This window comes from Streptomyces sp. NPDC005722, from assembly GCF_040630935.1.
Classification (GTDB): Bacteria; Actinomycetota; Actinomycetes; order Streptomycetales; family Streptomycetaceae; genus Actinacidiphila.
The window spans coordinates 1-13,153 of record NZ_JBEXYN010000032.1 but is presented as its reverse complement, the minus strand read 5'-3'; the positions used below and the strand labels follow the sequence as shown (position 1 = coordinate 13,153).

General features: G+C 72.8%; 13 protein-coding genes. 9 read left to right on the top strand and 4 right to left on the bottom strand.

Features of this window, described 5'->3' with window-relative positions:
- The first annotated feature begins 44 nt into the window (after nt 1-44).
- The 9 genes from ABZ479_RS29515 to pqqE all read left to right on the top strand — a co-directional run bounded on the left by ABZ479_RS29515 (nt 45) and on the right by pqqE (nt 9,439).
- Entirely contained in the window at nt 45-1,439 is a 1,395-nt protein-coding gene (locus tag ABZ479_RS29515) for a DNA-binding protein (protein ID WP_500464395.1), read from the top strand.
- A gap of 33 nt (nt 1,440-1,472) precedes the next feature.
- The gene (gene katG, locus ABZ479_RS29510; RefSeq protein WP_500464394.1) at nt 1,473-3,752 is read left to right on the top strand and encodes a catalase/peroxidase HPI; all 2,280 of its coding nucleotides are present in this window, start codon (nt 1,473-1,475) and stop codon (nt 3,750-3,752) included.
- Nucleotides 3,753-3,957: 205 nt separating this feature from the next.
- Entirely contained in the window at nt 3,958-4,419 is a 462-nt protein-coding gene (locus ABZ479_RS29505; RefSeq protein WP_499601191.1) for an MSMEG_3727 family PQQ-associated protein, read from the top strand.
- 23 nt (nt 4,420-4,442) lie between these two features.
- Complete coding sequence (locus ABZ479_RS29500; RefSeq protein WP_500464393.1) at nt 4,443-6,143, top strand: PQQ-dependent dehydrogenase, methanol/ethanol family; 1,701 nt, start codon at nt 4,443-4,445, stop codon at nt 6,141-6,143.
- Nucleotides 6,144-6,188: 45 nt separating this feature from the next.
- On the top strand, nt 6,189-6,284 hold the full coding sequence (gene pqqA, locus ABZ479_RS29495; protein ID WP_499601189.1) for a pyrroloquinoline quinone precursor peptide PqqA: 96 nt from the start codon (nt 6,189-6,191) through the stop codon (nt 6,282-6,284).
- Nucleotides 6,285-6,393: 109 nt separating this feature from the next.
- Nucleotides 6,394-7,281: a pyrroloquinoline quinone biosynthesis protein PqqB gene (gene pqqB, locus ABZ479_RS29490; protein WP_500464392.1), complete on the top strand. Its 888-nt coding sequence runs from the start codon at nt 6,394-6,396 to the stop codon at nt 7,279-7,281.
- 4 nt (nt 7,282-7,285) lie between these two features.
- Complete coding sequence (pqqC, locus tag ABZ479_RS29485; RefSeq protein WP_500464391.1) at nt 7,286-7,996, top strand: pyrroloquinoline-quinone synthase PqqC; 711 nt, start codon at nt 7,286-7,288, stop codon at nt 7,994-7,996.
- Nucleotides 7,997-8,001: 5 nt separating this feature from the next.
- Nucleotides 8,002-8,331: a pyrroloquinoline quinone biosynthesis peptide chaperone PqqD gene (pqqD, locus tag ABZ479_RS29480; RefSeq protein ID WP_499601186.1), complete on the top strand. Its 330-nt coding sequence runs from the start codon at nt 8,002-8,004 to the stop codon at nt 8,329-8,331.
- On the top strand, nt 8,324-9,439 hold the full coding sequence (gene pqqE / locus ABZ479_RS29475; protein WP_500464390.1) for a pyrroloquinoline quinone biosynthesis protein PqqE: 1,116 nt from the start codon (nt 8,324-8,326) through the stop codon (nt 9,437-9,439). The genes pqqD and pqqE overlap by 8 nt, the downstream gene beginning before the upstream one ends.
- Before the next feature lie 127 nt (nt 9,440-9,566).
- Here the strand turns inward: pqqE and ABZ479_RS29470 are convergent, their stop codons facing one another.
- The 4 genes from ABZ479_RS29470 to ABZ479_RS29455 all read right to left on the bottom strand — a co-directional run.
- A complete protein-coding gene (locus tag ABZ479_RS29470; RefSeq protein ID WP_500464389.1) occupies nt 9,567-10,106 on the bottom strand; it encodes a manganese efflux pump MntP in 540 nt (179 codons plus the stop codon).
- Nucleotides 10,107-10,294: 188 nt separating this feature from the next.
- A complete protein-coding gene (locus ABZ479_RS29465) occupies nt 10,295-11,209 on the bottom strand; it encodes a class I SAM-dependent methyltransferase (RefSeq protein ID WP_500464388.1) in 915 nt (304 codons plus the stop codon).
- A gap of 93 nt (nt 11,210-11,302) precedes the next feature.
- Complete coding sequence (locus tag ABZ479_RS29460; RefSeq protein WP_500464387.1) at nt 11,303-11,890, bottom strand: helix-turn-helix domain-containing protein; 588 nt, start codon at nt 11,888-11,890, stop codon at nt 11,303-11,305.
- Nucleotides 11,891-12,019: 129 nt separating this feature from the next.
- Nucleotides 12,020-13,153: ABC transporter substrate-binding protein (locus ABZ479_RS29455; protein WP_500464386.1), on the bottom strand; the 1,134-nt coding region annotated here is incomplete at its 5' end.

Here is a 13,153-nt window from a genome sequence, read left to right as displayed (position 1 = left end):
CGCGCCGTCGGGCATCGGGGAGGGACCGGAGGCGGTTCTGAACCATGCGGGACACACATCGGCTGGACCCCACCTCGGCGAACCTCGGCAGCGGCCCCGTGCTCGCCGCGTGGGAACGGTTCGTCCAGGGTGAGGACCATGTCCCCGGCGTCCGGCCGCTGGTGGCGATCTCCTGGCACCGCTGCCGGGAGCGGTACCGGGTCGACCCCCACCTCGCCAGGGCCCCGGTGGCCGCCGCGGAGCGGGAACGCACGCCCGAGGACGACGTCGTCCTCGCCGAGTTGGGCTTCCGCGCCGCCGCCGTGGCGCACGAGGTGGGCGACGTCGGCGGCATCGTCACCGTCGCCGACGCCGGCGGCCGGATCCTCGCCGCGTGGGGTGACCGCACCACGCTCGCCCGGGCCGGCGAACGCAACCTGGCGCCCTGGTTCTGCTGGTCCGAGTGCGCGGTCGGCACGAACGGCACGGGGACGGCGCTCGAGGCGCACGGTCCGGTGCCGATCAGGGGCGCGGAGCACTGGTGCCGGGCCCTGCACGACTGGGTGTGCGCGGGCATCGCGGTGCGTGACGTGGTGACCAGGGAGCCGATCGCGGTCCTCGGCGTCTCCTGCTGGCGCGGCGCACTTCCCGCGGGCGTCGAGACCTGGCTGTCGAGCGCCGTCACCATGACCCGGTACCCGCTGAAGACGCGGGCCCGTGACAGCGGTGCGGAGCTGGTCGCGGCGTACACCCGGGCCCGGGCCACGACGGGGGCGGCGCTCGCCGCCGTGGACACCGCGGGCAAGGTGGTGATCGCCGACGACATGGCGGGCGTGCTCCTGGGCGTCCCCGCGTGCACCCCGGCGATCGACCCCACCCTGCGGTGGAACCCCGGCCTGCCGGAATTCCTCGCGGCCGCCCGGTACGCCGGCAGGCAGGCCGTCCACGACCCCGGCTGGGTCGGGTCGACGCAGATCTTCGCCCACCTCGCCGACGAGCCGACGTCGATCAGCTTCCGGCCCGTCTTCTCCTGCGGCCACCTGATCGGGAACCTGGTGCTGTTCGGGGTCGCCGACGGAGCGCGGCTCCCCCGGGCGGAGGGCTCCGGGCACCCCCGTGTGCCGCCGCGCCGGCTGGTCGCACTGCGCGGGAACCGGATGGTGCTGCTGCGGCTGCCGGAGGTCTCCGTCGCCGAATCGCACGGGAACGACGTGTGGCTCTCGACGGACCAGGGCCGGCTGCGGGCCGCGTCCCTCAGCCTGGACAGGCTCGACGACGACCTCGCGGACGTCGGCTTCCTGCGGGTGCACCGCCGGTACGTGGTCAACCTCAGCCGCGTCCGGGAGGTCGAGCGCGGGCTCAAGGGGGAGCTGTCCCTGGTCATGGACGACCGTGCGCGCGAGATGGTGCCGGTCTCCCGGCGGAACGCGCCGGCCGTGCGGCGCGCGCTGAACCTCTGAACCCCGACGCCTCCGATACGGAAGGAGCTCCCCGTGTCCGAGCATCCGGACGCCGCCACCGGCGGGACGAACGCCGGCGAGGCGGGCGGGCTCGGCCTCTCCGTCCCCGCCGGGCACCACGGCCGCCCGGCCGGCGGCGCGCGCAACCGCGACTGGTGGCCGAACCGGCTCGACCTGGGCATCCTGCGCAAGCACCCCGCCGACGCCGACCCGATGGGCGAGGACTTCGACTACGCCGCGGAGTTCCGCACGCTCGACCTCGACGCCCTGGCGCGCGACGTCGACGAGGTGCTGACCACGTCCCAGGAGTGGTGGCCGGCCGACTTCGGCCACTACGGGCCGCTGGTGATCCGGATGGTGTGGCACTGCGCCGGCACGTACCGCGTCCACGACGGCCGCGGCGGGGCCGGCGCGGGCATGCAGCGTTTCGCGCCGCTGAACAGCTGGCCGGACAACCGCAACCTCGACAAGGCACGCCGGCTGCTGTGGCCGGTGAAGAAGAAGTACGGCCGCAAGGTCTCCTGGGCCGACCTGATGGTCTTCGCGGGCAACCGCGCCCTGGAGACGATGGGTCTGAGGACCTTCGGCTTCGCGGGCGGCCGGGCCGACGTCTGGGAGCCCGGCGAGGACGTCCACTGGGGTCCCGAGCACGCCTGGCTCGGTGACGAACGCCACGGCGGCGTCCGGGAGCTGCAGGAGCCGCTGGCCGCCGACCAGATGGGCCTCATCTACGTCAACCCCGAGGGGCCGAACACGGTCCCGGACCCGCTCACCTCGGCCCGGGACATCCGCGAGACCTTCCGGCGCATGGGGATGAACGACGAGGAGACCGTCGCGTTGATCGCGGGCGGCCACACCTTCGGCAAGACCCACGGCGCGGCCGACCCGGGCACGCACCTCGGCCCGGAGCCCGAGGGCGCTCCCCTCGAACAGCAGGGCCTGGGCTGGAAGTGCGGCTACGGCACCGGGAAGGGCGCGGACACCATCTCCAGCGGGCTCGACGGCACGTGGACCCCCACCCCCACGACGTGGGACAACGGCTTCTTCGAGACGCTGTTCCGCTACGAGTGGGACCTGGAGCTGAGCCCCGCGGGCCTGTGGCAGTGGATCCCGGCCGACGGCGGCGGCGCCGGCACCGTACCGGACGCCCACGACCCGTCGGCGTCACACGCCCCGACCATGCTGACGACGGACCTGGCGCTGCGGCTGGACCCGGTCTACGGGCCGGTCTCACGGCGCTTCCTGGCGGACCCGGAACTGCTCGCGGACGCGTTCGCCCGGGCCTGGTTCAAGCTGACGCACCTCGACATGGGACCGGTCCGGCGCTACCTCGGACCGCTGGTCCCGCGGGAGACGCTGCTCTGGCAGGATCCCGTCCCGGCCGTGGACCACGAACTCGTCGGGCCGGAGGACGTCGCCGCGCTCAAGGAGCGGATCCTCGCGAGCGGGTTGTCGGTCCCCCAGCTCGTCTCGACCGCGTGGGCGTCGGCGTCGACGTTCCGCGTCAGCGACCGGCGCGGCGGGGCGAACGGCGCGCGCGTCCGCCTCGACCCGCAGCGCGGGTGGGAGGTCAACGACCCCGGCACGCTGGCGCGGGTGCTGCGCACCCTGCAGGGGATCAAGGAGTCCTTCGACGCGTCCGGGGCCAGGAGCACGAGGATCTCGCTGGCCGACCTGATCGTGCTCGGCGGGGCCGCCGCCGTCGAGCGGGCCGCCGCGGCGGCCGGCCACGACGTACGGGTCCCCTTCGCGCCGGGGCGGACGGACGCCACGCAGGAGTGGACCGACACGGAGTCCTTCGCGGCCCTCGAACCGGTCGCGGACGGGTTCCGCAACTACCACCGGGGCAAGGGCGGCCGGCTGCCGCCGGAGCACCTGCTGGTCGACCGGGCGAACCTGCTGGACCTGAGCGTGCCCGAGATGACCGTCCTGGTGGGCGGCCTGCGGGTGCTGGGTGCCAACCACCGGCAGTCGCCGCTTGGCGTGTTCACCTCGCGGCCCGGGGCGCTCAGCAACGACTTCTTCGTCAACCTGCTCGACCCGGGCACCGCATGGGAGCCGGCGTCCGCGGCCGGTGACACCTTCGTGGGGCGCGACCGGGCCACCGGCGAGGTCAGGTGGACCGGCAGCCGCGTCGACCTCGTCTTCGGCTCGAACTGCGAACTGCGTGCCGTCGCCGAGGTCTACGCGAGCGACGACGCGCGGGAGAAGTTCGCGGCGGACTTCGTCGCCGCGTGGGACAAGGTCATGAACCTGGACCGGTACGACCTCCCCCGGCGCTCCGAGCGGTGCCGCACAGGGGACGAACGGTAGCCCGTCGCGGACGAACGGCAGGAGCCGTCCAGCCCGGACGGACCTCCCTTGTCGCTGTGATCCGTGCGGCGTAGCGTGATTTTCGGGGGCAGATCGACCGCTTTCCCGTCCGCTCGGTCCGGTGCGGGGCATTCGGCACACGCGGTGCGAGGACGATCCGGACGGACGGCGGAGCGGGATTCGGCATGAGGGGAGTGACGCCCCGATGACGACCATGCAGGAGCGATCCGACCTGCTGGACAAGATCGGGTTGGCCGAACAGAACAAGGCGGCGCTGGGTCAGGTGCTGGGGACCGGGAGCATCGGGTACGCCGTCGAGAAAGCCGACGGCACCATGCAGGCCACCATCCGGATCCACCCGGACGAGCTGGCCTGGGACCCCTCCATCCTGGTCATGCCCCATGGAGGCGACATCGAGCTCGAGCTCCTCAACGACGACCAGAACACGCACTGCGCGCTCCTGCCGAGCAACGGCGACCGGAAGTTCATCTGGCTGGTGAACCACTCGCGCGGCCGGGCGACGCTCAACCTCGACGGACCGGGTTACTACTGGTTCGGCTCGCCCACCGGCAACGACGAGGGCCGGGGGCTGACCGGGGCCATCGTCGTCATGGGGGAAGCTCCGCCGGAGGCCCGCCTCGACCGCCCCGAGCAACCGCGGCCGTAGGCAGAAGCAGGAGGGAGAGGCCGATGACCGTGGACTACGTGGACGCGGGTGAGGCCGTCGACCAGGGCATGCTGAGCGGCAAGGTGGCGGGCGGCGACGTCGCACCGCCCGTGGTGGCCGGCGTCGACTACGAACGCCTTCTCAACGCGCGCCAGGAGCCCCACAACTGGCTCACCTACTACGGCGCCTACGACGGGCAGCGCTACAGCCCGCTGGACCAGATCAACACCGACAGCGTGAAGCGCGTCGTCCCCGCATGGGTCTTCCAGGCCGGCACGACCGGTCTGATCGCGGGCGCGTCGACCTACTCGTTCGAGGCCGCCCCCATCGTCGTCGACGGGGTCATGTTCCTGTCCGGCTGGGACGGCTGGGTCTGGGCGCTCGACGCGAAGACCGGTGTGGAGATCTGGCGGTACAAGCACGCCGTCCCCTTCGACGTGTCCCTGTGCTGCGGGAACGTGAACCGCGGGGTCGCCGTGGCCCAGGGGAAGGTCTTCACCGTCACGCCGAACGCCCGTCTGCTCGCACTCGACGCCACCACCGGAAAGCGGGTCTGGGACCGGACCTACGGCGACGTCCGGGCCGGGGAGAGCGCCACGCTCGCCCCGCTGGTCGTCAAGAACACGGTCGTCGTCGGCAGTTCCGGCGGCGAGTTCGGCGTACGCGGTCACCTCGACGCGTTCGACCTCGGCACCGGCGAGCACCAGTGGCGCTGCTACACGGTGCCCAAGCCCGGGGAACCGGGTTCGCAGACCTGGCCCACCGACGGCGAGGCCTGGGCGCGTGGCGGGGCGAACTGCTGGGTGACCGGCACGTTCGACCCGGAGACCAACCTGCTGTACGTCGGCACCGGCAATCCGGCACCCGACTTCGACGGAGGTGTCCGCGAGGGCGACAACCTCTTCACCGACTGCGTCATCGCCGTCGACGTCGACAGCGGCCGGTTGCGCTGGCACTACCAATGCACCCCGCACGACGTGTGGGACTACGACAGCATCGCCGAGTGCATCCTGTTCGAGCGGGACGGCCGCAAACTGCTCGGGCACTTCGACAAGAACGGCTACTTCTTCGTCCTGGACCGCACGAACGGGGCACGGGTCGGGATCACCCCCTTCGTGGACCGCATCACGTGGGGCGCCATCACGAGGGACGGCCGGGTCACGGCCAAGCTGTACCCGGACAAGGAGGGAGAACCCGTCCACTTCTACCCGGGTCCGGCCGGCGCCAAGGAATGGACCCACGCGGCCTACAGCCCGAAGTCCGGCCTCTTCTACGTCCCCGTCCAGGACACGGGCGCCACGGCCACCCGGCGGCGGCGCGAGTTCAAGGAGAGCATCCCGTACTGGGGCGCGGGCGTTCAGGTGGACATCGAGGACATGGCGGGATCCGTCAGCGCGTTCGACGCCGACGGCGAGGAGAAGTGGCGCTGGCGCAACGAACTGCCGATGTGCGCCTCGGTGCTGGCCACCGGCGGGGACCTGGTGTTCGCCGGAGAGCCCTCCGGGGAGTTCAACGCGCTCGACGCCCGTACCGGGCAGGCGCTGTGGCAGTTCCAGTGCGGGAGCGGCCACCACAGCAGCCCGACCACCTACATGGTCGACGACAGGCAGTACGTCGCCGTACCGGTCGGCTGGGGCGGGTGGGCCGAGGGATTCCTCCCCGGCATGCTCGGCGCGGGGCACGGCAGCGCCCTGATCACCTTCGCACTCCCGGAATGGTCGTAGCCGACGGCCGCTGACCGCCATGTCCGGCGGAGAGGAGGTGAGTCCATGGAATCCCAGCTCATCGTGTGGGAGACGCCCGAGTTCGAGGAGATCCCCGTCGCGGCCGAGGTGACCGCCTACGTCGCCCGGCTGGAGGACTAGAGGGTGCGGGGTGCGCCGGACCGGTTCCGGCGGCCCCCCGGCGGCTCGGGACACCGACATGCGGCCGGGCCCGCGACGGACCCGGTCAGGGGACGAACGGAGGGCCGGCGTGCTGGTGCGGGTGCTGGGCTCGGCGGCGGGAGGCGGGTCCCCGCAGTGGAACTGCGGGTGCACGGTGTGCGCCGCGGTCCGCTCCGGGGCCGGCCCCGCGCGCACGCAGTCCTCGGTCGCCGTCAGCGTCGACCGCCGCCGGTGGTTCCTCCTCAACGCCTCCCCCGACCTGCGCGCCCAGTTCGAGGCCTTCCCGGCCCTGCACCCGCGGGGCGACCGGACGACGCCGCTGGAGGCGGTGCTGCTCACCGACGCCGAACTGGACCACACGCTGGGCCTGCTGCTGTTGCGCGAGGCCCATGCCCTGCGGGTGTACGCCACGCCGGCGGCGCACAAGACGCTGTGCGACGGCTCGGGAATCCTCAGCACGCTGCGGCACTACTGCACCGTCGAGTGGCGGGCGGTGGTGCCCGGCACCGACCTGGCCCTGGCGGACGGGCTGACCTGCCGGGCGTTCGACGTGCCCACCGCCAAACGCGCCCGGTTCGCGGCCGACCAGGACCACGGCCGCGTCGTGGGCTTCCGGCTCACCGACGAGGACGGCGGGGGCACGCTGGTCTACCTGCCGGCGGTGCAGTCGCTGACGCCGGCGCTGCGCACGGAGCTCGAGGACTGCGGATGCCTGCTGTTCGACGGCACCTGCTGGCGCGACGACGAGCTCGTACGGCTCGGCCTGACCGGCCGCACGGCCCGGGAGATGGGCCACCTGCCGATCGGCGGCCCGGACGGCAGCCTGGCGCAGCTCCCGTCGCTGCGCGCGGGACGGACGGTCCTCGTCCACGTCAACAACACCAACCCCGTTCTCCTGGAGGACGCGCCCGAGCGGGGTGCGCTGCGGGAGAACGGCGTCGAAGTGGCCACGGACGGCCTCGAGATCGAGGTGTAGGGCCGTGACGACGACACCCACGAGGACGACCGGGCGCAGCGGCCCCGACGACTTCGTCGAGGCGTTGCGGGCCCACTCGCGGCGCTACCACGACCAGCACCCGTTCCACGTCCGGATGAACGCCGGCGGCCTGAGCCGGCACCAGGTCCGCGGCTGGGTGGCCAACCGCTTCTACTACCAGGAGAACATCCCCCGCAAGGACGCCGCGATCCTCGCCAACTGCCCCGACCTGGAGTTCCGCCGCCGCTGGATCCGGCGGATCACCGAGCACGACGGCACCGCCGCCGGCGAGGGCGGCATCGAGGCGTGGCTGCGCCTCGGCGAGGCCGCCGGGCTGACCCGCGAGGAGGTCCGGGACCACCGGCACCTGGTGCCCGGAGTGCGGTTCGCCGTCGACGCCTACGTGGACTTCGCCCGGACCCGCCCCTGGGTGGAGGCGGTGGCGTCCTCGCTCACGGAACTGTTCGCACCCGACCTGATGGCCGCACGCCTGGCCGCCTTCGAGCGCTGGTACCCGTGGATCGACCCCGCGGGCCTCGCCTACTTCCGGACCCGTCTGGAACAGGCGCCGCGGGACTGCGAGCACGCCCTCCAGGTGGTGACCTCGCACTGCCTCTCCGACGGGTCCCGGGCACGCGCCGTCGCCGCGCTGTCCTTCAAGTGCGACGTCCTGTGGAGCCTGATGGACGCCATCGACCACGCCTACCCGGAGTGACCGCCATGGACCCGACCCCGACCGCAGCGACCCGCACCAGGACCAGGACGGGACCCGGCGTCGAGGTGTGCGGCCCGGACCGGCCCCGGCTGGCACGGCACGTCCGGCTCGGCTTCTGCCGGACCAGGCAACGCCACGTCCTGCTGCACCCCGAGACCGTGGTGGTCCTGAACGGCACCGGCGCGGCGATCCTCGAACTGTGCGACGGGCGGCACACCGTGACCGGGATCGTGACCGAACTGGGCGCCCGCTACCGGACCGTCCCCGAGGACGAGGTACGGCGGTTCCTGACCCGGCTCGTCGCCCGGCGCTGGATGGAGCTCACCGATGGATAGCCCGTTCGGGCTGCTCGCCGAACTCACCTACCGCTGCCCGCTGGCCTGCCCGTACTGCTCCAACCCCCTGGAGATGGCCCGCTACCGGGACGAGCTGACCACGGACGAGTGGCGGCGCGTCCTGGCCGAGGCCGGCGAGCTGGGAGTCCTGCAGTGCCACCTGTCCGGCGGTGAACCACTGCTGCGGCGCGACCTGGTGGAGATCGCGGCGGCCGCCCACGACCTGGGGCTGTACACCAACCTCGTGACCAGCGCGCTGGGCCTGTCCCGTCCGAGGGCCGAGCGGCTGCGAGCCGCCGGGCTCGACCACGTGCAGGTCAGCGTCCAGGCCGCCGAGGCTGCCGCCTCCGACCGGATCGCCGGCACTCCGTCCTTCCGGCGCAAGATCGAGGCGATGCACCTGGTCAAGGAACTGGGCTGGCCCCTGACCGTGAACGTGGTGCTGCACCGGCACAACATCGACCGTGTCGCCGACGTGCTCGGCCTGGCCGAGGAGGTGGGCGCCGACCGGCTGGAGCTGGCCAACACCCAGTACTACGGCTGGGCCTGGCGGAACCGTGCCGCGCTGCTGCCGAGCCGGGCCCAGCTGGAGGCGGCCGAGGCCGTCGTACGGGCCGCCCGTGAACGCCTGCGGGACCGCATGGACGTCGTCTACGTCATCTCCGACTACTACAGCCGCTACCCGAAACCCTGCATGGGCGGGTGGGCGTCCCGGCAACTGACCGTGACGCCCAACGGCGACGTCCTGCCCTGCCCGGCCGCGCAGTCCCTGCCGCTGCCGCGGGCCGGCGTGCGGGAGCACCCACTGGCGTGGATCTGGGCCGAGTCGCCGGTGATGAACGCGTTCCGGGGCACGGACTGGATGCCGGAGCCCTGCCGGAGCTGCTTCCGCCGGGAGGTGGACTTCGGCGGCTGCCGTTGCCAGGCGTTCCTGCTCACCGGCGACGCGGCCCGCACCGACCCGGTCTGCCACCTGTCGCCCGACCACCGCCTGGTGGCCGAGGCGGTCGAGGCCGCCGGCACCGGCTCGCGGACCGGCGCCCCGCGCCTGGTCCCCCGCCCGCACCGCCCCCGCCCCCCGGCCCGCGCCCCGGGAGCACCCGCCTGACGCGTCGACCCTGCGCCCAGAACCCTTGGCGTTCCGGCACATCTCGCCACGGGCTCCCGTGCGGGTCCGGCACCCTCTGCCGTCCGGGCAACGGCCGCCGCGTCCGCAACCTCGCCGGGCGGAACGCCTAGCCACCGAGCCACAGCGGCAGCGCCACCGCGGCGATGATCAGGGTGACCCCGCTCAGCAGCTCCGGGCGGAGGCGGATCAGACGTGCCGCGGCCCGCCCGAGGCGCAGCCCGAGCAGCGACATCACCGCCGTCACGATTCCGAAGACGGCGGCCGAGAACCACGGAGAGAGCCCGAGGAGACCCAGACTCGCCCCGGCGAACAGGTTGTCCAGGCTCAGCGTCAACGGGATGCCGAACAGCGCCCACGGGTGGTCCAACTCCTGGGGCTCGGGGTTCCGCAGGGCCGAGACGACGAGGTAGAGACCGTATCCGCCGAGAGCGGCCGCACCCACGAGGTCGGCGACGTCCCCGACGGAATCCCCGATCCGGCGACCGATCAGCAGCCCGACCAGGGGCATGACCGCGTCCCACAACCCGAAGGTGAGCGCGACCTGCACGGCGCGCCTCAGGCCGAAGGGGACGGTGCCGAGCGCGATCGACACCCGGAAATTGTCGAGGCTGAGCACGAAGCCCAGCACCAGTACTTCCCAGATCATGGCGATGTCGCTGCCCGTCGACGACCGACGGCGGCGGAGCCCGTACGCCCCGTGGACCGGCCGTCGGGTGAGGGACGATGGCCCGTGCCCCGGATGGGCCCGGGAACGCGGCCGCGAACCGGTGTCCGGGGCATGTCCCACACTACTCGCCGGGGCCCGGGTGCCGCTTCCGCCGGCCGAGGAGCGGATCAGGGCCGGCGGGCGGCCCAGACCGTGCGTTCGGTGCGGACCCGCAGGTCGGTGCGGCGCGCGAGGCCGCCGGGGGCGTCGGATTCGAGCAGGCGGTCCAGGGCGGCCAGGTCGTCCGGCGTCAGGGCGTCGGCGACGGCGGCGCGCATCCGGCGCAGGGTGCTGAGGGCGTAGCGGGTGACGGTCTCGGTGGGCGGCGGCGCGATGTCCACGGCCAGGGTGCGTTCGGCTTCGACGGCGAAGCCGGCCCCGGTCAGCTCGGCCCCCCAGTCCGCGCCGCGGTGCGGGAGGTGCACGGCGTGCCGGCGGTCGAGCGCGGCGTGGCAGCGCTCCTCGAGGCCCGGCGCGTCGTCGGGGGCGTCCTCGGGCAGGAAGCGCGGGAACCCGGCCAGTTCGACTGCGGCGAGGAGGCCGCCCGGGGCCAGGAGGTCGTGGACCCGGCGCAGGGTGTTGCCGGGGTCGGCCATGTGGTGCAGGGAGGCCGAGGCCCACACGAGTTCCGGGGTGCCGAGGTCGGGCCAGGCCGTCGCGTCGAGGTCGGCGTGGACGAGGCGTACGCGGTCGGTCACTCCGGCCGCGGCTGCCTTGGCCTGCAGGCGCTGCAGGTGCGGGGCGGAGAAGTCGACGGCCGTCACCTGGGCGTCGGGGAAGCGCCGGAGCAGGGCGAGGGTTCCGGCTCCGGTGCCGCAGCCGAGGTCCACGACGCGGCGGGGGCCGTTCCCGACCGGCAGCCAGGCCGTGATGGACGCGGTGTGCTCGGCGAGCACTTCCGCGTCCAGGTCGAGGATCTCCGCCTGGCCTTCCGTGTCGTGCTCGTGGTCCTGGCCGTGCTGCTGGCCGTGCTCGTGGACGTCGACGTGTGCGTGGACGTGGGGCGCGCCGTGGTGCGCTGCCTGAGGGCGGGGGTCGTTCATGGCGGCCACGCTAACCGGGCGGTGGGCCCGCGGCCCGGTGGCTTCCGGAAGGCGCAAGACGATGGCCGGCTGGGCTGCGGCACGCGCAAACCGTCACGGTGATGACGCCTTCCCGGCGTCCTCGCCCCGCTGGTGCCCGCGCCGGGCGTCGCGGTCGAAGATGCCGAGGATCTCGCACGGTCCGCCCTCGGCCCCGATGGCGTGCGGCAGCATCGTGGGGAACTCCGCCGCCTGGTTGGTCTCGACCCGCAGCCGCCGGTCGCCCAGCAGCAGGACCGCGGTGCCGGACAGGACGACGAGCCATTCCCGGCCGGGGTGGGCGCGCATGCGCGACGGCTGGTCGGGCGGCGGGCTCGTCATGCGCTGCCGTACGACGGTCATGCCCGGTTCCGCCTTGATCGGCCAGCGCAGCTGCCCGCGCGCCCGGTCGGCCGTCGGGTGGGAGACGACGTCCTCCGAAGCGGTCTCGACCAGCTGGTCGAGGGAGGTGTCCAGGGCGCGGGCGAGGATGACGAGCTGGTCGAGCGCGAGCCGGCGCTGCCCGTTCTCGATCCGGGACAGCGTGGACTGGCTGACGTTGGCGCGGGCGGCCAGTTCCTCCAGGGACCAGCCCTGGGCGACGCGCAGGGCGCGGATGCGTTGCCTCACCAGGCCGTCCAGATCACCATCGCCTTGCGCCATGGGCAAGATTCTATGCGCTCACGGCAAGACCGCCCGCTCCGTGGCCGCGCCGCCGGGACGCGGCAGCCGTACGAGGAGCACGGCTGCCGCGTCCGCGCCGACGGTGGTCGACGACCGGTCGCGCGTCGGCTACTGGGACGCGCCCTTCTGGATCTCCCAGAAGCGGAAGACGGTGGAGGGGTCGAGGGTCCATTCCAGGCCGTTGATGTTGTCCTTGGAGACCACGTACTGCTTGCCCTGCCAGAGCGGGATCATCGGCACGTCGTCCGCCACCGCGGACTGCAGGTCCTCGAAGTCGGCGGTGGTGTCGCCGCGGCCGGCCTCGGCGGCGGTGCGCGGGATCAGCTGCCCGGTGATCTTCTTGTTGACGTAGTTGTTGGACAGCACGTTGCCGTCACCGAAGAACGGGGCGGTGAAGTTGTCCGGGTCCGGGTAGTCCGGCACCCAACCGCGCACGTACGCCGCGTACTTGCCCGCCTCGATGTCCTTGGCGTACTGGTCGGCGTCGGTGGTCTTGACGTCCACGTCGAACAGCCCGCTGTCGTTGAGCTGCTTGGCGATCGCCTTCAGCTCCGCCACCGTGCCCGGCCCGAAACGCACCGGCGTCGCCCACAGCGTGAACTTCACCTTCTCGGTGATCCCCGCCTGCGACAGCGCGGACTGCGCGCCCGCCACGTCACCTCCCTCGCCGTACCGGTCGAAGAAGGCCGTGTTGTGACCGGTGATCCCCTGCGGCACGATCGAGTACAACGGCGTCGCCGTGCGCTGGTACACGTCCCGGATGAACGCCTTGCGGTCGATCACGTACGCCACCGCCCGGCGCACCGCCTTGTTGCCCACCACCGGGTCCTCGACGTTGAACACCAGGTGCTGCACCTCGGCACCGGTGCCCTCCACCACCTGGATCCCGGTGTCGCCGGCTATCGAACTGCGCTGCAGGGACGCGATGTCGGCCGAGTCCAGACCACGGTAGGCCAGGTCCACCGACCCGTCCTCGACCGCCGTCTTCAACGCCGGCTCGTCACCGAAGAACTTCATCGTCATACCGGAGTTACGGATCTCCGCCGACCCCTGGTAGCCCTCGTTGACGGTGAACACCGCCTTGTCGCCGGCCTCGTAGGAATCCAGCTTGTACGGGCCCGAACCCGTCGCCCCGCCGTCGGTGCGCAGCTTGTCCGCCGGGTACTGCGTGTGGTCCACGATCGACCCCGCACCCGAGGCGATCTTCATCGGGAACGTGGCGTCGGAGTACTTCAGGTGGAA